General features: G+C 36.9%; 22 protein-coding genes. 7 read left to right on the top strand and 15 right to left on the bottom strand.

From position 1 onward, the window contains the following. Both BMW30_RS04765 and BMW30_RS04760 read left to right on the top strand, forming a co-directional pair. On the top strand, nt 1–1,269 hold the full coding sequence (locus BMW30_RS04765; RefSeq protein WP_091474433.1) for an MBL fold metallo-hydrolase: 1,269 nt from the start codon (nt 1–3) through the stop codon (nt 1,267–1,269). A 101-nt stretch (nt 1,270–1,370) separates the two neighbouring features. After that, nucleotides 1,371–2,267: an ROK family protein gene (locus BMW30_RS04760; RefSeq protein ID WP_091474432.1), complete on the top strand. Its 897-nt coding sequence runs from the start codon at nt 1,371–1,373 to the stop codon at nt 2,265–2,267. 76 nt (nt 2,268–2,343) lie between these two features. Here BMW30_RS04760 and BMW30_RS04755 read toward each other — a convergent pair whose 3' ends face one another. Then, on the bottom strand, nt 2,344–4,389 hold the full coding sequence (locus BMW30_RS04755) for a prolyl oligopeptidase family serine peptidase (protein WP_219314695.1): 2,046 nt from the start codon (nt 4,387–4,389) through the stop codon (nt 2,344–2,346). Between the two features lie 235 nt (nt 4,390–4,624). Here BMW30_RS04755 and BMW30_RS04750 point away from each other — a divergent pair, with 235 nt between their 5' ends. Further along, entirely contained in the window at nt 4,625–7,504 is a 2,880-nt protein-coding gene (locus BMW30_RS04750; RefSeq protein ID WP_091474428.1) for a DEAD/DEAH box helicase, read from the top strand. A gap of 37 nt (nt 7,505–7,541) precedes the next feature. Beyond that, on the top strand, nt 7,542–7,901 hold the full coding sequence (locus tag BMW30_RS04745; RefSeq protein WP_091474426.1) for a DpnII family type II restriction endonuclease: 360 nt from the start codon (nt 7,542–7,544) through the stop codon (nt 7,899–7,901). Here BMW30_RS04745 and BMW30_RS04740 read toward each other — a convergent pair. The 4 genes from BMW30_RS04740 to nagA all read right to left on the bottom strand — a co-directional run bounded on the left by BMW30_RS04740 (nt 7,871) and on the right by nagA (nt 13,234). Then, entirely contained in the window at nt 7,871–8,644 is a 774-nt protein-coding gene (locus BMW30_RS04740) for a hypothetical protein (RefSeq protein WP_143248992.1), read from the bottom strand. The genes BMW30_RS04745 and BMW30_RS04740 overlap by 31 nt on opposite strands. A 229-nt stretch (nt 8,645–8,873) precedes the next feature. Continuing rightward, complete coding sequence (locus BMW30_RS10790; RefSeq protein ID WP_281242138.1) at nt 8,874–9,005, bottom strand: hypothetical protein; 132 nt, start codon at nt 9,003–9,005, stop codon at nt 8,874–8,876. A gap of 121 nt (nt 9,006–9,126) precedes the next feature. Then, entirely contained in the window at nt 9,127–10,755 is a 1,629-nt protein-coding gene (locus tag BMW30_RS04735) for a TcaA NTF2-like domain-containing protein (protein WP_091474423.1), read from the bottom strand. Between the two features lie 1,330 nt (nt 10,756–12,085). Next, nucleotides 12,086–13,234, bottom strand: coding sequence for an N-acetylglucosamine-6-phosphate deacetylase (gene nagA / locus BMW30_RS04730; protein ID WP_091474420.1), 1,149 nt, complete (start codon nt 13,232–13,234; stop codon nt 12,086–12,088). Nucleotides 13,235–13,337: 103 nt separating this feature from the next. On the opposite strand from nagA, the gene BMW30_RS04725 reads away from it, so the two are divergent. Together BMW30_RS04725 and BMW30_RS04720 are read left to right on the top strand one after the other, a co-directional pair. Beyond that, a complete protein-coding gene (locus tag BMW30_RS04725) occupies nt 13,338–13,589 on the top strand; it encodes a GntR family transcriptional regulator (protein WP_091474418.1) in 252 nt (83 codons plus the stop codon). A gap of 9 nt (nt 13,590–13,598) precedes the next feature. Next, the gene (locus BMW30_RS04720) at nt 13,599–13,805 is read left to right on the top strand and encodes a hypothetical protein (protein WP_091474416.1); all 207 of its coding nucleotides are present in this window, start codon (nt 13,599–13,601) and stop codon (nt 13,803–13,805) included. A 423-nt stretch (nt 13,806–14,228) separates the two neighbouring features. Here BMW30_RS04720 and BMW30_RS04715 read toward each other — a convergent pair whose 3' ends face one another. From BMW30_RS04715 to BMW30_RS04670, 10 genes are all read right to left on the bottom strand, one after another. Then, nucleotides 14,229–16,019 carry an acyltransferase family protein gene (locus BMW30_RS04715; protein WP_091474414.1) on the bottom strand — a complete coding sequence of 597 codons (1,791 nt, stop codon included), beginning with the start codon at nt 16,017–16,019 and terminating at the stop codon, nt 14,229–14,231. Nucleotides 16,020–16,104: 85 nt separating this feature from the next. Continuing rightward, nucleotides 16,105–16,587, bottom strand: coding sequence for a class-II aminoacyl-tRNA synthetase family protein (locus tag BMW30_RS04710; RefSeq protein ID WP_091474411.1), 483 nt, complete (start codon nt 16,585–16,587; stop codon nt 16,105–16,107). Nucleotides 16,588–16,599: 12 nt separating this feature from the next. Beyond that, nucleotides 16,600–17,367: a zinc ribbon domain-containing protein gene (locus BMW30_RS04705; protein ID WP_143248991.1), complete on the bottom strand. Its 768-nt coding sequence runs from the start codon at nt 17,365–17,367 to the stop codon at nt 16,600–16,602. 90 nt (nt 17,368–17,457) lie between these two features. Further along, entirely contained in the window at nt 17,458–18,186 is a 729-nt protein-coding gene (locus tag BMW30_RS04700; protein ID WP_091474408.1) for a type 1 glutamine amidotransferase, read from the bottom strand. A gap of 2 nt (nt 18,187–18,188) precedes the next feature. Further along, nucleotides 18,189–19,511 (bottom strand): Mur ligase family protein, encoded by a 1,323-nt coding sequence (locus tag BMW30_RS04695; RefSeq protein ID WP_091474406.1) that lies wholly within the window; start codon nt 19,509–19,511, stop codon nt 18,189–18,191. Between the two features lie 139 nt (nt 19,512–19,650). Beyond that, nucleotides 19,651–19,998: a zinc ribbon domain-containing protein YjdM gene (locus BMW30_RS04690; protein ID WP_091474405.1), complete on the bottom strand. Its 348-nt coding sequence runs from the start codon at nt 19,996–19,998 to the stop codon at nt 19,651–19,653. 10 nt (nt 19,999–20,008) lie between these two features. Next, nucleotides 20,009–20,314, bottom strand: coding sequence for a hypothetical protein (locus BMW30_RS04685; RefSeq protein WP_091474403.1), 306 nt, complete (start codon nt 20,312–20,314; stop codon nt 20,009–20,011). A gap of 24 nt (nt 20,315–20,338) precedes the next feature. Continuing rightward, on the bottom strand, nt 20,339–21,856 hold the full coding sequence (locus tag BMW30_RS04680) for an ABC transporter permease/substrate-binding protein (protein ID WP_091474401.1): 1,518 nt from the start codon (nt 21,854–21,856) through the stop codon (nt 20,339–20,341). Next, complete coding sequence (locus tag BMW30_RS04675) at nt 21,853–22,809, bottom strand: ABC transporter ATP-binding protein (RefSeq protein WP_091474399.1); 957 nt, start codon at nt 22,807–22,809, stop codon at nt 21,853–21,855. Before BMW30_RS04675 ends, BMW30_RS04680 begins: the two co-directional genes overlap by 4 nt. A 76-nt stretch (nt 22,810–22,885) precedes the next feature. After that, complete coding sequence (locus BMW30_RS04670) at nt 22,886–23,206, bottom strand: hypothetical protein (RefSeq protein WP_091474397.1); 321 nt, start codon at nt 23,204–23,206, stop codon at nt 22,886–22,888. A gap of 102 nt (nt 23,207–23,308) precedes the next feature. Here BMW30_RS04670 and BMW30_RS04665 point away from each other — a divergent pair, with 102 nt between their 5' ends. Then, nucleotides 23,309–23,602, top strand: coding sequence for a HesB/YadR/YfhF family protein (locus BMW30_RS04665; RefSeq protein WP_091474395.1), 294 nt, complete (start codon nt 23,309–23,311; stop codon nt 23,600–23,602). Nucleotides 23,603–23,853: the final 251 nt, after the last annotated feature.

The following is a 23,853-nucleotide window of genomic DNA, read 5'->3' as shown; positions in this document are numbered from 1 at the left end:
ATGGAAACTTCCATCACATTTTATAGAGGCATAGATACAATTGGTGGTATTATTTTTGAGGTGTCTTACGGCAAAGAATCATTCATTTGTGATTATGGTAAACCGATGAATCACCCACTATTTTCAAAAGATATCCACCTCAGCCGAGCGGATTTAAAAGATATTGGGTATATTCCAGACATCAAACGCATGCACGATAAAGATGCGATCGTAGCCGTTGGTGTGTCACACCTGCACATCGATCACACGGGTATGCTCGATTACCTGCCGAATGACATCGCAATCTATATGAGTGAACCGTCGAAAAAATTATACGAACAGCTCATTTATATTAACGAAGAGACTGGCAGTCACATTAAAAATACATGCGGCATTACCTATAATACGAAAGTTAAGGTCACACCGAACATCAGCGTGACCTTTATCCCTGTGAACCATGATGTTCCCGGTGCTTCAAGCATGATGATTGAAACACCAGATGGTACAGTCGTATTCTCAGGAGATGTGCGCTTGCATAAACACGATAAGGAAACACGCGAATGGATGCGTCGTGTTAAGCACACAGATTATCTCATCATAGAATCCACCGGCTTCTTTGAAGATAAAGATTACGTGGAAACAGAAGAATTGACTGAAAATATCGATTCGAGCGAACTGCTTGAAGGCGTGGCAATGCTCAATTATGATTTGTTTATCTTTAATGCATATCATCGTGATATCAACCGTTTAAAATATCTGGTCCGTTACGCAACAGAACATGGACAGCCGATTGTCTTTGAGAAGAAGACAGCACGTCTGCTAGAGAATTATTTAAACAATGGTGAGAAATCGAATGTGTATTATTATGACACACCGTCAGAAAATACACCGAGAACCATTCAAAAAGTGGACATCGAGGTCATCACGCGTGGCTTTGTACAAAACAGTTTCGAAAATATCGCAGCCCTAAAGCGGTTTAATCTCGAACGTGCATGCTATTTACATTTGAATGGCACACCGCTCGGTCCATACGATTCAAACTATAACGTGCTGCTTGACTGGCTGAGATATTACAATCTGGAAATTGTGAATCATGGGACGTCAGGGCATGCAGAAGCGGGACAAATCAAGCATATGATCACTGAGATTAATCCTAAAGCATATACCGCTGTGCATGGGTTAAATACGCACAGGCTGAAGGGTGCCAACCACTTTCCAGCAAAGCATGGCGAGACATATATACTTGAAGATATTCTCAGACATACAATAAAAGCATCAGACAGGTCATAACCTGTTTGGTGTTTTTTTATGATTTACTTTATAAGATGTCTTAATTAGCTTTCAATACAAGTATAGTAAATTTATGATATTAGATCTGAGGGGATGTAAACATGAAGTACTATATAGGCGTTGATATCGATAGTACAAAGATATTAACTGTATTGATGAATGAAAATAAAGAAGTTATCGGCGATTATCAAGTTGCAACAGATACAAGCTCAGAAGAGCATCTATTTGATTCGGTGGTTATATCCATAGAAAGTCTTCTACAAAGTAAAAATATGAATCATAACGATATTACAGCGATAGGTGTCGGTGTGCCAGGTTTGGTAAATGCTAAAAAAGGTATTGCTGTCTATCAGAGCAATATTCCGTGGCAAAACTTTCCAGTAGTTAAAAGAATGTCAGACCACTTTGGAAATGTCAGAGTCACGATTGATAATGATGTGGCTGTGGCTGCATATAATGAGTGGCATAATGTACAATCGAGCAAAACATTTGTGTACGTGACAATCAGCACGGGCATTGCAATCACGACAATTATAAATGGCGAGATTTTCAGGGGGAATGGATTTGCAGGCGAACTTGGACAAACATTCTTCATGCATAATGGGGAATATCAACGCCTTGAAAATATTATCAGTGGACCTGCACTCAGGAATCGATACAGAGCCGTTACCGGTAATGGGCTCTTGAACACAAAAGACCTTTTTAATCATTACAAAGACAATGAAGATGCAAAAATTATTATCGACGAGGCTGCTCAAATGATGGCTGTTGCATTATATCAAGTCAATGCTCTGATTGATCCGGACACAATTGTATTCGGTGGCAGTGTCATTACACACAACCCGGAGTATTTAGAAGCCATTAAACAAAAATTAAGTGACATGCTGTTGCCCGACCAGGCACACATACTCAACCGTACGTATATTTCAAAAGCCCAAAACCAGCAGGGCGCACGCGGGGCAGTATTACAGGCAATAAGTAAAGTATCGAACGAATAATTAAATCTACAAAGGCAATATCCCGGAAGAATAAACTCCCGGGATATTTCATATACAAATATTTATATTCAATTCCTTAAAAATCGTGCTGAATATCCAGTTCATTAAATAGAAAAGTATATAAATCAGTTTGTTCTTCTATTACTTTTGAAGTCGGCTTACCCATCCCATGTCCAGCATTTTTTTCCACTCTTAACAAAATTGGATTCTCACCTGCCTGCGCTGCCTGTAATCTTGCAGCAAATTTCTTTGCATGCAGCGGGACAACACGGTCATCTGTATCGGCAGTTGTAATAAGAGTCGCCGGGTAACGCGTACCATCTTTAACATTATGAAGCGGTGAATATTTGTACATAAACTCAAAATGTTCCGGGTTTTCTTCAGCGTTACCGAATTCCTTTGTCCAAAAACGACCAACTGTAAAACGGTGGAATCTAAGTATATCTGTAACTGGTACCATACATAGGGCAGCCCCAAATAAATCCGGACGTTGATTAATGCATGCACCGACCAACAACCCACCGTTACTTGCGCCCATAATTGCAAGCCGTTCCGGTTTTGTATATCCGGATTCAATTAGCCATTCTGCTGCTGCGATAAAATCATCAAAGACATTTTGTTTTTTCTCGAGAATACCGGCATGGTTCCATTCCTGACCATATTCTCCACCACCACGGATATTTGCCACCGCGTAAACCCCGCCAGATTCCAGCCACATTAACTGAGATGCAGAGTAGGACGGTGTCATGCTGGCATTGTATCCACCGTATCCATAAAGTAATGTCGGAACATCCCCGGTAAGATTCAATCCTTTCTTATGCGTAATAAACATTGGAATTTTTGTACCGTCTTTAGAAGTATAGAATATTTGTTTTGTTTCAAAAGATTCAGATTTTATATGCTTGATTTCCTCTGTAACAGATACAAGTGCGTCCTTTTCAAAATCGTATTTATCTATCTTCAGAGGATAAGCATAAGAAGTATACCCGACAAACATCTCTGTATCTTCTTTCTCGCCATTCACTTCATACACACTGATGAAATCAGGCAGTTGCAGCTGCTTTTCTTCAGAACCGTCCATGTTAAAGATTTTTACGATGCTGTAAGCATCATGTAAATAAGTAATGACAAATTTGTTGTTTATTAGTTTTATAATTGAGAGCGTGTCTTTACCTTCAGCAATCACCTCTTCCCAATTTTCCTTCTCAGGATGCTTAATATTTATAGCTATAACCCTGCCCTTTGGCGCATTGTTTGTTGTATAAAAATAAAAGACATCATCTTCATTCGCTATGTATGAGTAATAACCCTCACCATCTTCAATTAAACCCGTAAAATCCTCGTCCGAACCCTGTGATTTATAATACACATTGTTTTTAAGCTCAGTGCCATAATACCTGCTTAGTATGATGTATTTATCATCATCAGACACAGTTGCGACATAAGAATATTGACTGTTTTCCTTATCCTGATAAACTAACTTGTCATCCTTTTGCGGCGTATCTACAACATGATAATACACCGAGTTAAGATCAGCACCGCCTGCTAAAGAGAAATCATCTGCATTCGGGTAACAGCTGTAATAAAAGCCACCATTGTCTTTATCCCAGCTGATATTCGTAAACTTACACTTTTCTAACAGCTCATTATAATCCTGGCCAGTCTCTAAATTTCTTATTCTGATTTCCTGCCAATCACTGCCGTTGTATGAGATTGCATAAGCCATCATTGAATTGTCAGGACTGAAAGAAATATTTGTGACCGCTGCTGTACCTTCGTCGTTAAGTTCATTTGGATTAATTATTTCTTCTAGATCACTCAAATTCGATGATTTGCTTCTATAAAAAACAGGTTGATTTTGCAGTCCGTCATTTTTAAAAAAGTAATAATAGTCACCCTTCTTTTTAAGTGAAGAGTATTTAGGGAAATCAGTGTATTTTATGATGTTATCTTTAATTGAATCCCTAATTGGAATTTTATCAAAATACTTTTTAGTTAGTTCCTGCTGCTTATTCGTCCATTCTTTTACCTCTTCTGACGATTCATCTTCCAACCATCTATAAGGATCTGCCACATCTGTGCCGTGGAAATTATCTACTACATTATCTATTCTTGTTTCCATAATCATCCTCCGTTATTTATATATATGAAGAAATTCAATTCTTATATTACACAATATTCTGAATATTAACAATAATGTTTTATTTTATTATAATGATAATATTGTAGAAATAAAATTTAATAATATATTATCGCTGCTTCTCTAAAAGAAATTTCACAATAATGTTTTCAGATCTTTCATTATCAATTTAACTACCATATAATGTATACATATACAACCGAACGGACGGGATGCTATGGAAGCGAAAAAAATAAACTTATTAAATGCTTATGAGCGAGGATTTATAGACCGTTTTACACCTAAGACATCACATCATCCACCTGAATTAATTATAAATTCGAAAGAAGAAAATGTATTATCACCAATGTTAGACGCACTGGAATCATGTGATTCTTTTATAATTTCTGTCGCATTTATTACAGAGGGAGGCATTGCTTCACTGAAAACAGCTCTGTACGAACTGAATAAACGTGGCGTGAGAGGACGCATAATCACTTCAACATATTTAAATTTTAATAAACCAAAAGTCTTTAAAGAACTTTTAAAAATTCCAAATGTAGATGTTCATATTACAAGACAATCAGGTTTTCATGCAAAAGGATATGTATTTAAGAAAAAGAAATATTCCATCATGTTTATTGGCAGCTCTAACCTCACTGACTCTGCATTAAAGAAAAACTATGAATATAATTTAAAATTAACTTCACTCGATAACGGTGCGGTTATTCAGCATTTCTCAGAACAATTTGATGAATTATGGGAAGCTTCAGAACCGCTAACAACTACTTGGATAAATGATTACGAAAAGATTTATGAAGAGTCAAAGCATGATGAGAAAGTCTTAAAGATATTAGAAACAAAACAACCTTACCATTTTAACAATCTAGATCCTAAAGAAATCACCCCAAACCTTATGCAAGTCGAAGCATTAGATTCTCTAAAGAACTTGCGATTAATGGGTGAAACAAAGGGATTAGTAATATCTGCTACAGGTACTGGTAAGACATATTTATCAGCATTCGATGTAAAAAGTATGAATCCAGACCGCGTATTATTTATTGCACATCGTGAACAAATCCTTAATAAATCCTTAAACGATTATCGAAACTTAATTGGTGGAGATCCAGCTGACTATGGTATTTATGCAGGTGCTAGAAGAGATGCAGATGCAAAATATATGTTTGCAACCATACAGACATTCTCTAAAGACAATCACCTAAAACAATTCGCTAGCGATAGATTTGACTACATCATCATAGATGAAGCCCATCGAAGTAGTGCAAATTCTTATGAGAAAATCATTAACTACTTTGAACCGAAATTCTTATTAGGAATGACAGCTACACCAGAACGAACAGATGATAATGAGATATTTGGGTTATTCGACTTCAATATCGCTTATGAAATTAGACTTCAACAGGCATTAGGGGCAGAAATATTATCGCCTTTTCATTACTTTGGTGTTACAGATTACATTGTTGACGGAGAAACAATTAGTGATACTAGTTCATTGAAAGACCTTCTAGATGAAGAAAGAATACAACACATCATTGATAAATTACATTACTACTCCCACGCTGGGGAACATGTTCGTGGACTAATGTTTGTATCCAATAGAGAAGAAGCACACCAACTTTCAGAGTTGCTTAACCAAAGAGGCTATAAAACTAAATCCTTAACTGGACTTAATACCCAACAGCAACGTGAAGACGCGGTTGAATTACTTGAAGCAAATAAACTAGATTACTTAATCACTGTAGATATTTTTAATGAAGGTGTAGATATTCCGTCTATAAACCAGGTTGTAATGTTAAGACAAACAGAATCAAGCATCATCTTTGTTCAACAACTTGGCCGTGGATTACGTAAACACGAAGATAAAGAATTTCTGACTGTCATAGATTTTATTGGTAACTATAAAAATAACTATCTTATCCCTGTCGCACTAACAGGTGATAAATCTTTTAACAAAGACAGACTGCGAAAAGATGTGATTGATGGCACTGTAATTACTGGTGAGTCGACAATTAATTTTGAACGCATTGCTCAAGATAGAATATTTAATTCAATTTCAAAAGCAACACTCGATTCTCTGGCAAATTTAAGACGCATGTATAGCTACACTAAAAATAAACTTGGTAAGATTCCTACTTTAGTTGATCTCCATAAAGATCAAGAAGCTATGAACCCAATGCTCGTTCTTAACAAATATGATCATTATGTTACGTTCTTAGGGAAACTCAAAGAAGAAACCGAACCATTAACAAATGGACAAGATCGTATTCTTACATTCCTGTCTCAGGAAATCGTAGATGGAAAAAGAGTGACTGAGATTTTACTTTTAAAAGAATTATTAAAAGGTCCAGTTAACATCGCAGACTTCCAAAAAGATATGTATCAGAAAAGATACTTTATGAATGATTCAACGATGACGTCGATAATTAGGATGTTTACATTAGAATTCTATACACAACAAAAACGGACGAAATACGCTTATCCTTTAATAGAAGTTAATGGGGATTTTGTATCACTAACACAAGAGTTTAGATCTTCTTTAAACGATGACTATTTTAAAGCACAAGTAGAAGATGTGATTGAGCTTGGGTTACTACAATCAGAAGAATACGACCAAACTGTCCAACTGACTTTAAATGAAAAATATAGTAGAACCGATGTGTGTCGATTGTTGAATTGGGAGAAAGATGAAACGAGCACGATTTATGGTTATAAGAACAAACATAATACGACACCTATCTTTGTGAATTATCATAAGTCAGATGATATCGATGAATCTGTACGATATGATGACAGATTCTTGGATTCACATATCTTTCAGTGGTATACGAGAAAAGGGACAAATCTAGAATCAAAAATCAATAGAGAAATTATCAAAGATTACCAGAATAATGATACCGCCATATACCTGTTTGTAAAAAGAGATGATGACGAGGGTGTGTATCATTACTATATGGGAGAAGTAGATATTGACTTGGATTCAGCAGAAAATACAATGATTGGTTTGCATGATGATCAACATAAGGTTGCTAAGATGAATTTCATTTTGAAACATACTGTTGATTACAATATGTTTAGGTTTATTGATGGGAATAAATAATCCATGTTTTATCTAAATTTAAATCGGGAGGCATGCTATGTATTCATTTGAAGAATTTCGTAAACTAAACGGCGAAGAACAATTCAATTATTTTATCAGTAATTTAGCTACTTCTAATAAAAATGCTGAGTATTTCGTGAATTGGAGTAGAGTTAATGATAAAGTCAGAGAATTATCTATATCTTTAAATACACTTAATTATCTGCTCGGCAAGGAAAATATTAAAGAGGAAGCACGTTATTTATTTAATAATCAACCTGAATTATTAAAAGTAATACCTATATTAATTGCTATGAGAGTTACAAAAAAAGATCCAACTATTCAAATATTAGAAAATATCTCATTAACCAAGGATGGAAAGCTTAGTTATTTGGATTTAAAATTTTTTTTTGCGTAAATTCCTGTACCATGCTCAGATTCGTTTAAATTATAAAGATTTTCTCGCTCTTGTGCCGCAATATTTACTTCTGTTTGCAATTGGTTTGCACTTTTTAATTTATTATCTTTTATCATGAATTCAAATGGAATCTCGTTCATTGATATTCTTTGAAAAGACTCCTTATTAAACAAAGTAACACTAGGTTCTCCGAATGGAATATTCAATAATCTCTCGGTTTCCAATACACTATCACTTGTCTTATTAAAACTAGTTAGGTGATGACTTTCACCAACGATAATTAAAAAATCAATTTCACCATCTTGGTTGTTGGTTACATTAAACGAGACATAATCCAAAAACTGAAGATTTATTTCTCCATACTCTTGTTTTAAATAACCTGAAATTACAGTTATATCCGACAACGGTGTAAGATTGTCAAAACTTTGATTTACGTTGTTATTCTTATCAATGTAATACGAACCTTCTAGAAAATAATTATATACAACGTCATTTCTCGATCTCACCATTTCTTTATTTACATCTGGAGTACTTTCTAAAAATCTTTCAAGAGATAAGTTAATTGCACTGTCAGTATCTCCTTCATAAACAATATCCGGTTCTCTGTATTCATACATTGTAAATGTTCCATCATTATTTATTTCTATATACTGTCGTTCTGGAGTCTTATATAGCATATTATCTTTGTATTTATATTCATCATAAAGATAGTAAAGACCGACCAATTCATCCGTATCACTCATCACTTCTATATTCTGGGATATTAGCATCTATGCCTTCAATTTCATGGTAGAAATAGTAATTTTTAGCATCTTCAAAAGTAATGTTTTCTTCTAATTCTAACTCATCAGACTCCCATGCAGCTTCTTCCGCCGCCCTTTCATATGCTTCTTCTAACTTCTTAATAGCTTCTTCGTCTGTATTATCACTATTTTCGTTTGACTCTATTATTTCTTCTATATTTTCATTACTTTACATATTATTAGAAACTCCTACTATGTCCTCGTTATTTTCTTCATTTTCGCTAGTTTCTAAAGTATCCCCATTTCCACAAGCAATAAGTAAAAATACAGATAACAATAAAATACTGACTAATTTTTTCATCACAAAAACTCCTTATCTATGTTAATTATCTAATTTTAAAAATATGACAAGAGTTATATTATTCTAGCCGTTATGCCTTAATAAAGTAATACAGTCATATGATAATAAATATACTGAACCATTATTGCGCATATGAATTGTAATCAACAATTTTCCAATTACTAATGCCATCCACTCTCACGGTATACTCTCCGATAAGATTCACTATACCATCAGAGAGATCATGCTCTCGATCTGTATTTACTCTTATATATACTTCGTTTGCATCATAACTAATAACTTCCTCAATTATTATGTTGTGAACTACAAAATTATTAAACAACTGATTCTCAACATTATATTTCATACTATTGTAGTACTCAGTGTTCTCTAATAAATCACTCGCAATATAATTAAAGTCAGCAGTTTCATATGCTAATTCTAAGTTTGAAAAGAATGTCCGAAAGAAACTCATTGCAAACGACTCCGGATCCACATCTCTTGTATAGGAGAGGATTTTAAGTCTTTCACCTGTGTTATCTATCGAATATGTATGATAATACACTAAGGGACTTGAAGTACCAGTATGTAATGCAGCATGTACTATAACTGTTAAAGAATCCGAGTGAGAATAAAACTCAACTATCTCATAATCATTAATCAAAGAACTTGTCCGTGTATCATCTGTTACACTATCTTGGATATGGTTATAGTAACTAGAGTCCTCATCAATGTATTGAGATATTGTTGAGAAATCACTAGTTCTATAGGCATTATTTAATTCTATGAAATAAGAATCGAAAAAGAGTTCAATCAGTTCTCTCCCTACAAGTCTTATTGAGGTATCATTAATGTAATCATTGATATTAGAACTATCTATTAGTGGTAATATATCACTAATATCTATGTTTTCAGCATCCTTTAGATGAAATTCTTGAGACGTTTCTAAGGCTGCTTTCTTTGATTCTTCATAAGCGAGTGATGGGTCTTCAGAATAACGAACATGATTCACGCTATCCATATCTAGTACTATAATTGTTCCATCTCTTAACAATTCGAAAGCAATTACATCTTGTTGAGATTCATTAGATGCAGTAATTCTTAGATTTGTGGAAAAAGAAAAATCTTTGAATTCATTCATAAGTCTTGCTTCTTCAATTTTGAAGGAATTAAACTCTTGAGTGTCTTTCCCATAACTAAGAGCAATTATCTTCGCAATATTTTCATTTGAAAGAAAATATGCAATCCCGGCTGAGTTATCCGTAACGATCATGTTAGTTACTTTCTCAAACAATGGATCGTCCTTGTGTAACTCATATAATTCCTCCACCTTGAATAAATGACTAGAAGTATCATTCGGGTCACCGTATTCTGTAGGAAGCATTACACCGCTACCACTATCCCTAATTAAAATATCAGTATCATTGAAAAAAATTTCAGGTGTTAAACGACATCCAAAAGGGGGCAAGCTAAAGCCACGCATATCACCTGGAGCATTTATCATATCTAGTTGACTTGATCTTTCTACTATAGGAATTTTATAAAAGGGTATATCACGCATACTCTCTGAAACACCTGGATAACAACTTTCATACCAACCTTGTTCAAACATTTCACGAGGGTAAAAATATGGATCTTCTTTCTCTGCTATCAAAGCGAGTGCAACAATCTGTTCATCAGATAAATCAGAATCACTGTTAGCATAAATTTGATTATTAGAGAATGTAAAGAAAATAGTTGTAACAAGAAAAGATAGTAATATTTTTTTCATGCTTATCTCCTTTAAATTGTTATATTTATCATAAATTATAACATATCTCCTAAATGTAAAATGTTAGAAATTAGAATGATTTTAATCAATTTATTGTACATGAGCACACATTTTTAATATTCATATGTTCATATGTATAAGTTTTTAGTTGAGAGTTAACTAAGACACAAATATTAGAATATATATTTATGGCCACAGTATTTTTATGAAGTATTTTAGAAACTATATTGTAGTATTAATTTGGGAATAATAATATTGGGGAGGAACAAGTGTAGATTATATTAAGAAGCTTTTGAGATTAGAGCATTTTATCACACCATCAATCTTTGTTATGTTGTTTTGGATACTATTTGCATTAGTCATATTATCAGCTATTGTTTTGATAATAGGTTCGCTATTTTATGAAAGTGCTTTTGCATTTTTAACTGCACTTGTTTTAATAGTCTTTATTACTCCAATCCTTCTAATTTTTGCAACAGTTTACACGGAACTCATATTGTTATTTTTAAAAATATATTAAGGTTTACATAATATTGAAGAGACTTTAATAGATACATCAAATGCGAGAATTAACTAGTAGGATACTCAGATAAACATTGATGTGAGGACTGAATAGTGATTGTGAAAGAATTAACCATAATACTCTTCTTAATTTTAATTCTGGACGCATTTGATAGTGATGAAGACTCTCTCATAGGTCAATCTGAGGCTGTTTGGTTAGAAGGTCTAGTGAAAAAATGGATACTGAATATTTTTCAGAAGTTTTTCTAACTGCCTATTTTGGTTAAAAACGGGTCTCTTAATTTATCTGTACCAATATTCGATGGCTCAGAATAAGAGAGGTTAGTAGTATCAAATACTTTAGAGCATCAAATATTGACATTAAGTATGCTCGTTGAAACAAATAGTGAGATACAAATCAAATTTCAAAATTTTGAATAACACACATTTAATCCTCGACAATTTACTGAAAACTTCCTAGAGTTGTATATATTTGAGGATGGTAAACCATTAGTTGTTGACAAAGAAAATTCTACCTAGTTCGACGACTTCAAAAATAAATAAACACCGTATTATCTAAGGTGATTATGACATTTAAAGCATCTGTGAAATATTATGTCGGACTTATCTTGAGTTAAATCATAGCGACTACTTTGTGAATAGCAAACAGTTGCTTATTTATATTTAGGACTCAATGCCTTATCGTTATTTCTCATTACTAATATTATTTTGGATGATTTTGAGCAATCATTATAACTTATATGTGTATTACTGAGGTAACATTCAAACATATTTTCGGGGGGAGCGGGGATTCCTAAGAAGCTAATTTTTAGTCACTTTCTAAAGTTCTTTGACCCCCCTTCCCCTGCACAATCGTCTCTCTTAACTCAACTTCATCATCATAAATCACAATATCCGCAAGCTTCCCTGGCTCAATTACGCCACGGTCTTCCAGATGCAGTCGTTTTGACTGGTTATAACTTGTCATCTTTACGATGTCCATCCAAGTGCAATTTGTAAATTCTTTCATGTTCTTGATGGATTCTTTTATAGACACCACACTGCCTGCGAGGGATCCTGATTTTAAGCGAGCTTCGCCATTTTTAAGCACGACTTCCTGTCCGCCGAACGGGTACGTGTCGTCTTCCAATCCCTGCGCGGGCATCGCATCGGTGATGAGCATCAAGCGCTCCGGTCCAATGAAATTATATGCAAACTTCACCATGTCTTTTGACACATGTATACCGTCACATATTAACTCAACGAACGGTCTACCCATCAAGCCAAACCCTGCAACACCCGGTTCTCTGTGATGGATGCCGCGCATACCATTGAAGTAGTGTGTAAGATGCGTGTCGCCGAGTTGTTCCAGTTCCTTTAGTGTGTCGTATGTCGCATCGCTATGCCCGACTGAAGGGATAATATTGTTTTGATGAAGATATTTCGCAAGCGCCAGCTCTTTATCTTGTTCGGGAGCAAATGTCACAATTTTAATTTTGTCTTCAGTAAGCGCCATGAATTCTTTCATTAATGTGACGTCGGGTTTAATAATGTATTCAGCATTTTGTGCACCACGGTGCTTTTCATTAATAAACGGCCCTTCCACATGAATACCGAGCATTTCAGCACCGGATTCGTAGCGGTAATCTTTAACAGATGCCAGTGCATGCCGGATGGTCTCAAGAGCTTCTGTCATCGTCGTCATTAGATAAGATGTCGTGCCCATATTCGGTAATTGTGCCGCCATTTCGTTGAAGAAGGCCGCATTCCCGTCCATCGCATCGACACCATGTGAACCGTGGATATGTATATCGATTGCGCCGGGCAGCGCATATTGATTTTTTGCATCATATACGTCGGCATCTTCAGGTTCGTCGCCGGTTTTACCAATTGATTGGATGGTATTATCCTGTATATGTATCCAATGATTATATAGAATTTCTTCGTGCGTAACGATTGTGACGTTTTTAATTAACATGGTGCTGCCTCCTTATTTACAACCATCGTATTATTTATATATTCTAAAGACAACTTTTTATGTTAATCTAGTGTAAATGTATAAATGTCTGGAGGTTTGACCATTGTCTACTGTACTTTATAGAAATATCGCTGATGATTTAAGGCAGCAGATTAAAGACGGCGTATATAACGAAGGCGATAAACTGCCGTCAGAACGCCATTTGTGTGAACACTACGAAGCAAGTCGTATTACGATTAGACAGGCACTCGAATTGCTTGAACAGGAACAGCTTGTCGTGCGTAGACATGGTAAAGGGACATTTGTTTTACCGTCTAAATACAATCAGCTGCTGAATGATCTATACAGTTTTTGAGAAGAAACTGTGATTAAGTTTCCTGTACCAACAAGCGGTCATGGCGGTGGTGATGAGCGAATCATGAAACAGTTCATTCAACAAATTGGACCTAAAGAAACCGGTTCTGAAAGTTTATCTTCAATCGATAAATCACTACAAAGTCACTTGATGGCATTTGCTGCAGAAGAATCACGTTTGAACAATGGCAAGTCTATTGAATTAGCTTCATTTTAAAATTAAATAAGCCCATTATCGGTTGTGTGCAGATAATGGGCTTACTTTTTTGTTTGGGTGATTGAGTTGGTTGTGCAATTGTTGGGTTTATTAAGTTTAAACTGGGTTTTCGTGTCTAAGAGCCAGTTTCATTGGCGCGATAATCCATTTGACGGACCATGAGCCACTTTCATTGGCGCGTAAATCCATTTGACGGACCATGAGCTACTCTCATTGGCGCGCAAATCCTTTTAACGGACTATGAGCTACTCTCATTGGCGCGCAAATCCTTTTAACGGACTATGAGCCACTCTCATTGGCGCGCAAATCCATTTAACGGACTATGAGCTACTCTCATTGGCGCGCAAATCCATTTAACAGACTATGAGTTCTGCTCATAGTCCGTTAAATGAATACTACACCACTAACCTAACAAACTCCTATCTATTCCAAACTCATTTCATCAATCTTATCCACAATTTCTTGGACGATGACTTGTTTGCCGAGCGGTGTCAGGTGCACACCATCATTACTAAAGTATTCTGGATGTCCCTCACTTATACCAAACCAGTCGATCAGATGTACGTTCTCGTTGTTCTCTGTAATCTCGTTCAGCATGCTGTTCACATCGGCTTGCCAGTCTCTCGGACTGCGTGTGTTGATCACATATATCGTCGCCTCATCTAACTGATCAATCACAGCCTGCATGTCATCGACTGCAATAACGCCATTTGTACCAAGCTGCAGCACGACGATGTCGTCTGTTTCTGTGTAATTCGCATAGTTCCCCTGAATCAATGTCTCTACATCCCACAGCTGTCTACCAATCTCGCCATCGACTGTCGCATATGGCATTCTGTATAATACTTCATCTTGTATATCAACAGTAATAGAGTCTCCGATAAAGAGCGGTTCGAGTGTGCGAATTGACTCTTCATTCACAATGGATTGTTCGATGGTTTTTATCGAGCTGGTGAATGCCATCTCTTCGTAGTCTCTTTGTTGTTCGCGTGTTTCTAGCACTTTATCGATTGGATCATCGAGCACGCCTGTTAAGAACAACACCATCATAACACCGAGCGCGCCGACGACGATTAGTCTAGTTCGATTGATCACGTCTGAAAATCCAAATGCTTTAAATCCATTTCGTCGGAATGGTTGTTCTATAAATCGATATGACACTTCTGCCATAACAAATGTCAAAATGACTTGAATAATAATCACGTAAATCGGCACTTGTCCTGCTACAAAGTACGTATTCGATAACACGATGATTGGGTAATGCCATAAATACAATGAATATGACCGCTGTCCAATAAAAACAAACATCGGGTTCCCTAACAATTTATTCGCAAAGAATGTTGACGGATGGACACTTGCTGCAATCAATAATGATGTTAATACAGCGATTGCATACAGACCACCGGCATATATCCAGTAGTGGCTTGCGCTAACAAAAGTAAACATATAAATCAAAATACCTAAAGTAACGAATCCGATTAAGTTTAGAACGACTTTAGAGCCTGTATCTATTTCTTTTTTCAGTCTAAACGGCGGAAAAATATATGCGAGCAACACACCGATAAGCAATGAGTGCGCACGTGTGTCTGTACCAAAATAGACACGCGAGTTGTCCTCGAGCGGTACGCTCAAAACGATCATTACAATCAACGACACGAGCGAGATTCCGAATGTAATCAACCAGATTCTACTCATGCGTTTTACAAGCACAAGTAATAAGAGTAATATCACCGGCCAGATGATATAGAACTGTTCCTCTATCGCTAGCGACCATAAGTGTTTGAGCGGGTTTGCTTCGAGCGCTTCGAAATAACTCACGTCTTCAAAGATAAACCACCAGTTTGCCAAATAGATGAGCGCTGCAATGAAGTCTGCTTTAATTACAGCCAGTCGCTCCAAGTGGAAGATGGCCATATATGATACGAGGACCATCAGTAAAAATACAACTGCTGGTATCAACCGTTTAAATCGTCGTATCCAGAAGTTTTTTAAGTCGATGCTGCCCGTCTCTCGATATTCATGTAAGAGTAAGCTTGTTATTAAAAAACCTGAAATTACAAAAAACGTGTCCACACCAAGAAATCCACCAGATAGTATCTGTGGATTCAGGTGGTATATGATAACGGCGATGACTGCAACAGCACGTAGCCCGTCGAGTCCCGGCATATATCTTGTTTTATGTTGGTTTCTCACAATATTATGTTCGCGTTTCATAATGTATATACACCTTCTTCAATCACCGAATTCATTGGATTACTCATTGACATGACATATATACACTGAATATTAGCATGATTATCTATTCGATTGAAAATAATTCCTGATCGTTTTCACTGATAAAGTTCACAATTTTATCGTGTAAGTACCCCTCACCAAGGTTTCTATACTTCTTCATGACGTTGTTAAACGTAATGACAAAACCCTCTTCTTGAACTTGTGTCAGTTCACGGTTTTCTAATGCACGGTCATACTTCTCCATCGCATTTTTTAACGTTGGAAATGTTGAGCTCACAATGCCAGCTGCCCGATCTGCATCAATATAATTTAGACTTTCTGCAATCGCTTCTTTTGTCGCGTTGATACCATCTTCATCGATCTGTTCCTCATAGGCTTCTAATACGCCTTCAAAACCACCTGATGCAACTTCATTGTAGAAATCAAGCGACGTTAACAAATGATTGAGCGCCACGTTGTCGAAACTTTCTTCACTATACAGTGCATCGACTAAACGATTCCATTTATCGTCTGCTGTTGCATTCGCTTTTACGAGTAATTTATCCACTTCATTCACCTCTTAAAGTATTTGGATTAACTTAAATACGACGTCATACAATGAGACATAAAATCCGAGCATGAATAGCGTCAACACAAGTAAAACCGTCAAAAGATTAGTGAAATAAAGACCAATTTTTGCTTTGTAAGTCATCATATATTTCGTTACTAATACGACTGGGTTGATCACGATTAAACTAAATACAATTAACATGAATAGTAAGAACACTTCACTTAAACCAAAGAATAGAGCACCGACACCAAGTCCTAAAAATACAGCCGTAAATACTGATAAAGTACTAAAATCTTGAATGATTCGGTATGTCGAAATTTCTCTTGAGATCAGCAATTTGGTAATTGTATATATCACACCGAATGTAAGGATAAAGATGAGTAGTAATACCGCCGACATCTCTAACCAATATAATATGTTTACACCATCAAGTGGTTGTCCACTCAAGTAAATATAGAGCATGAGCGTTGAAATTAACAGTAGAACTGCGACTGTAATCGTTGAGATGAGTATTGGCGTCTTATCTCTTGATAATGATTGATCAGGGCGTATTAATGCTCGCCACGTAAAATCAAGACCGCTGAGTATTCCTCGCGTGATTACCATGAATGCATTATCTTCTTTTAATAAGTCCTCTTCTTCTGTCACTTCTATTTCTTCATCTATTTCTTCTTCTGTTTCTCGTTCAACATGTTCACCACAATTGGGACAAATTTCATCCTTTTCTGATAGCTCATGGTCACAGTACGGGCATAACATATAAACACCACCGTTCATAAATGTACATTTCTCTAATCATAGCTAGTATACAATAACTATGCGTTACTTTCACAAAAATAAAAACGTCCGAAGACGTTTTATGACTAATTATTTATTTTTTGAGAGCAATCGATCAATCATTACCTCAGCTGCACGCTCTTCAATTTCATTATTTTCATACACAGGTGGCACACTATACCCTTTTCTTTCACACGCTTTGTCGATTAAATAATCTGTAATTTTCGGATTTTTTGGGAGCAGTGGGCCGTGTAAATACGTGCCGATCATATTCTTGTAATGGATACCTTCACCACCGTCTTCAGCATTATTTCCGTAACCGCTGACGACTGTTCCAAGCGGTTCGTAATTATGGTACGTACGACCACCATGGTTTTCAAATCCAACAATTTTTCCGAACTGTTCTGATTCTAAAATGATGTTTCCAGTCAGACGGTCCACTTTAGATTCCGTACGGAAGTCAAGAATATTTAATGTCTCGAGTTCTGTACCATCAGCTGTCACATAACTATGTCCTAAAAATTGATAGCCGCCACAAATCATCAGTGCTGGTATACCATCTTCAATCAATGCTCTAAACTCTTCTTGCACATTGAAGATGTCGAGCGTTGCAATCTTTTGTTCACGGTCGCTCCCGCCGCCAATAAATAATATATCCGCTTCAGAGAGATCCACTTTTTCAGACGCTGTGACATTGACGACTTCAACATTCAGTCCGCGCCATTCCGCACGTTTCTTCAGTGCCGTCACATTGCCGATATCACCGTATAGATTCAGTTTATCTGGAAAGAAATGAAATATTTTAATTGTTTTACTCATAATTATCTCTCCTTAAAATATTTCTCAATGCTGCGATGCATCGGAGTTAGGGCTGTATAGTTTGGAATTGCAATGAGATGTACCGATTGTTTTAATGCTTGTTCCGTTGCTGCAACAATATTTTGGTTACATGACACTTTATCTTTTGGTAATCCTGCATATTTAAGTCTGAGCGCAAGTTCTTCTGCGCGAGAACCAGTGCAGATAATAAAATCAATGTTTTCATTGTTTAAATGTTCAAAGTCAACATCCCAGATCCACGAAACATCTCGACCATCTGCACCATAGTCATTAAGTGCCATCAAATAGCTGACCGCTTCATTTTCTTCAGACACAATATTATGACCGATCGTCAGACTCATGTTAAAGCTTGCTGGATTTTTGGCTAAGTTCACCATTGCATTTTGGTTATCATTTTTGAAGTACTGCATGCGCCCATCTGACAGTTGGAATGATTCGATACCTTCTATAATTTCTTCTTCGCTCAGTCCAATTTCTCGCAGAACAGCGTATGATGCCAACACATTATACGCGTTATAGTCGCCAGAAACACGCGTTTTTAATGGTATATCATTGATTGACATATCTAAAGATAAACCGGAACTTAGCGCTGTTATCGCGTATTTAGGTTCTTTCCGGCTGAATCCACATTCACATGTGTAGTGGCCAATGTGACTGTAGTGTATCCATGAATAATCTAGTGGCTTACCACATTTCGGACAGAATTTACTCTCCGTCATATTCGCCTCTTGGAATTCATAAATCCCTGCATCAATACCGTAGTAGATGGCATCATTACCCGCTTTTGCTAAGCGTCTGACAAATGGATCGTCACTGTTTAAAATAAGCGAGATATCTTGGTCTTTCAGACAATCAATAATTTGGTCTACAAGTGTATCTAATTCACCAAATCGATCCATCTGGTCACGCGAAAAGTTCGTGAAGACCATCTTTGTTGGTTGAAAGTGTCTAAATGTTTTCGCAATACTACCTTCATCGATTTCAATGACTGCAATTTTTGTTTTACTATTTTTTTGAATAACAAAACTCGATAATATACCTTCAAACATATTTGATCCTTCAATGTTATGAACGATGTCTCGACCGCTAACTTTCAGTATATGGCCGATTAAATTGCTCGTCGTCGTCTTCCCATTCGTTCCCGAGATAAAAATGATATCATCGAATCCTGCTGTTACAGATTTTGCAATATCTGGGTCTACCCTTTGTGCAATTTTACCAGGAATTGTCGAGCCTTCTCCACCTCTTAAACGACTGACTCTTCGTCCTAGCTTTGCTAAGTTTGTTGCTATTACTTTTCGCATGGATATCACTCGCTCTCTTATTTAGTCAATTAAAAATTATAGCAGAAAAGTTTCAAATAAACATATTCTACGTTTAACCTGTAAACAGAAACTTAAACACATTAAAAATTGCTATGAGCGATTGCCCATAGCAAGCTTGTTAATCTATTTTTTTAACGACTGAACTCTTTAGCTTCATGGCACCAAATCCAGGTACCTTACAGTCGATATCATGACCATCAACAGGTTCAATCAATCGTATGCCTTTAACTTTGGTACCTTGTTTAATAGAATCGGACGAGCCTTTTATCTTCAAATCACGAATGATCGAAACGGTATCACCATCTTGCAATTCGTTTCCGTTTGCATCACGCACAATCGATGCTTCATCCGCTTCAGCTTGCGATGCTTTCGTCCATTCGTGTCCACACATCGGACAGACGTAATTCTCGCCATCCTCATAAGTGTATGTCTCATTACATTCCGGACAATTCGGCAATTGATTCATACTCCCACCCTCATTTCTGCTTTTCTTGTTGATGTTTATCTTTTCCTGGGATAAACAACAGGATTATAAATATAAATGGTGCAAAAATATAAAGTACAATATAGAGCAGGCTTCTCATAAAGTATTTCTCTTTTAATTGTTTACTATAGTTATCTGCAACAAATGGAAATGCAAATATTGCGATGACTAAGTATACCGTTAACGTGAGCATACCTGGCTCAAATGCGTTTGAACCAACAATTGAGAAATATATGATGAATAGAATACCTGCAATAATCAATGCGGAAACTTTAAAATAGTTTATTGTAAAATTCATCTATTCGTACGCCTCCATCATATATTATTCATCTATAAGCCCTGCTTCAGATAAAAATTCATAGGCAACATCATATGGTGCTTCGTCTTCAAATTGGACGCGATAATTCATCTCCTGCATCTCTTCATCTGTAATGAGTCCTGACAATTGATTCAGTGCCTCTTCAATCTCAGGAAATTCTGTGATGAATTCTTGTTTAAATAATGGTGCACCTTGATAAGGTGGGAAGACATCTCGGTCATCTTCAAGTACGACAAGATCGTATTCAACAAGTGCAGCATCGGTTGCCCAAGCTTCCATCAAGTTCACATCACCTGATTCGATCGCTGTGAATCGCATCTGTTGTTCCATCGTAAATACTTCATTGAATTCTAGACCATATGTCTCTTGAATGGCTGGATAACCATCCTCACGGTCGTTGAATTCTGCCGTAAAGCCTGCAACGATCTGACTTTCAATGCTGCCTAAGTCACTGATTGATTCTAGGTTATGTTCTTCCGCGAACTCACGTTTCACTGCTAGGCCATACGTATTGTTAAATTGCATCGGTTCTAACAATGCAAGGTCGTGACTTTCTAAAATTGCATCACGTGCTTGTTCATATACTGCTTCAGCGTCATATTCTTCAGGCGGACTATCCACAATGTCCATGAGCACCGTGCCTGTAAATTCTAAATAGCCATCGATTTCATCCGATTCGAGTGCATTAAAGACGAATGAAGTCGGTCCAAGTCCATCTCTGACACGCACTGTATAGTCCGTTTCTTCTTCAATTAATATCTTATACATGTTCGTGATAATTGATGGTTCTGTACCCAATTTACCAGCAATGCTTATATCGCTACCACGGTTCGACATGAACGGAATGAGCGAAACGAGTAACATGATGAGTAACATCGCAACAAGTGTTTGAACAATTCGCTTATATGATAAGTTTTGAATCACTCTTAACACGAAATCAAGTGTAATCGCTAAAATTGCTGCAGGGATTGCACCGAGTAAAATTAACTCAGAATTATTTCTGTCGATACCAAGCAAAATTAAATCACCGAGACCACCTGCACCGATAAGGGCAACGAGCGTTGCTGTACCAACAATCAGTACCATCGCCGTCCGTACACCAGCCATGATGACTGACATCGCTAGGGGTAACTCAACTTTAAAAAGACGTTTCATCGGATTCATTCCGATACCGTCTGCAGCTTCTAACAGGGATGCATCGACGCCTTTTATCCCCGTATATGTATTTCTTAAAATCGGAAGTAGTGCATAAATGACTAATGCGATCACTGCAGGCACTTTTCCTATACCAAAGAGCGGAATCATTAAACCGAGAATGGCAAGTGATGGAATCGTCTGCAGTACTGCAGTGATGTTAATGATAATCTCTGCCAGTTTTTGTGTTTTCGTCAACCAAATTCCGAGTGGGATTGCGATCACTGCAGCGATAATTAAAGACACAAACGATAATTGAATGTGTTCAATAAGCGCCCATAACAACTGATCGCTTCGAGCTGAGAACGTGTTAATTAGTTCATTCATGAAGCGTCACCTCGCTTGCTGTCTGCAAGAATTCGGAAGACATCTTTTCGCTTCAGTAGGCGTAGTTCCATACCAGACTTCACCAAAATCGGACTTGCATTCGCAAGTTCCTCATACACTTCAGATAAGTAGGAATCACCACTCACGACAGGATAATCGACATTGTCATGATATTCGAGCGGTGGTACATCTTTAATAACATCTTTTAACTTCACTTGGTTGAGCAAGAACGTATCGATGTCACCGAGGAAATCTCTGACGAAGTCCGATGCTGGATTGTTAATGAATTCATCTGGTGTTCCGAGCTGTTCAATCTCACCAGCATTAAGTAAGCAAATTCTATCGCCAAGTTTCAGCGCTTCATTAATATCGTGTGTCACAAAGACGATTGTCTTTTTAATGCGCGATTGCAGTTCAATCAAGTCATCTTGAAGACGCACACGCGTAATTGGATCGAGCGCACTAAACGGTTCATCCATTAAAATCACCGGTGGGTCGGCAGCTAATGCACGCACAACACCGACGCGCTGCTGTTGTCCACCAGAAAGTTCAGATGGGAATCGCTTGCGATACGTTTTCGAATCAAGTCCTGCCATTTCGAGCAGTTCATCAATACGTGCATCGATTTTATCTTTATCCCACCCCTTCATCAAAGGTACTTGTTCAATGTTTTCTTCAATTGTCATGTGTGGGAATAGCCCGATTTGTTGCAGTACATATCCGATATCCCAGCGCATTTCAAATTCAGGGTATTCGCTAATCATCTTATCCTTAAAGAATATAGTTCCAGTTGTAAGTGGGATCAATCGATTAATCATCTTTAAAGTCGTCGTTTTTCCACAGCCTGAAGGACCAATAAGCACAAAAATTTCACCTTGCTCAATTTCGAAATTAAGGTCGTTTACTACTGTCTTCTCACCATACTTTTTGGTAACATTCTGGAATCTTATCATAGAATACTCCTATACAGTTTAATACGTTCATCATACATGATAATGTTGAGTTTGTATTAATATTTTAACATTAAATTTACAATTGCTTGAGCGTTTGGCGTTGCGTGTCAATTTTCTCTTTCCAGTTTTTCCGACGGTTGACCACGAGGCTGTGCGCTTCACCATCCATCGTTTTTATTAAAAGGCCGTTTGGAATGAATCCTAAAAAGTTTTTAAACGACACACTTTCAACATCTTTTAGCTCGATGATAAAGGTATCCGATCTTAAATGGTGACCCTCTTGCTGGTGGATGAGCGCCTGTTCCAAGAGATACAACTTTCCACGCACCGGCTCACCACGTTTCCAAACATTTGCAGAACCACGGTGTAGTGGCTTTCCATATTGAGTTAAATCCATAGTTTCCTCCGCTCTACAAATTTTAATCTTAATACTTTGTTTATTAGACTTTTATCCTTTAAAATTAATTTAAGAAATCACAAACGACAAGGAGAATCGTTGATGAATATAACTGTTACAGACGCAGCAATTAATTGGTTCAAAGAAGATGTTCAACTCTCTGAAGGAGACATGGTTAAATTCTATGTCAGAATTTACGGGACGAGTACAATCCAAGAGAATTACTCGCTAGGCTTTGAAATCGATAGCGACATTAAATCAGATTCAGTGTCGACTGAAAAAGACGGCATCACATTTTATGTATATGAAGAAGATTTATGGTTCTTCAAAGATAAAAATCTATTGGTAGATTACGATGACGACAAGGATGAAGTCGTGTTTGATTATGTTGACTAGATTTTTTAGTGGGTCGAGAGAAATATGCACCACCATAAGAGAAATGGATTTGGAATCTTACTTTGTGAAGGTTCCAAATCCTTTTTTTGTTGTTTGCTGTCTGTGTGTCGCTCATTGGCACATAAATTCGTTTGCGGGTCTGTGAGAGAGTCTCATTGGAACGCAAATCCGTTTGTGTGTCAGTGAGCAACTCTCATTGGAACGCAAATCCGTTTGCGCGTCTGTGAGCGAGTCTCATTGGAACGCAAATC

This window comes from Aliicoccus persicus (assembly GCF_900110815.1).
In the GTDB taxonomy this organism is placed as follows: domain Bacteria; phylum Bacillota; class Bacilli; order Staphylococcales; family Salinicoccaceae; genus Aliicoccus; species Aliicoccus persicus.
The sequence above is the reverse complement of the archived record's forward strand: the minus strand, read 5'-3'. Positions and strand labels throughout refer to the sequence as shown.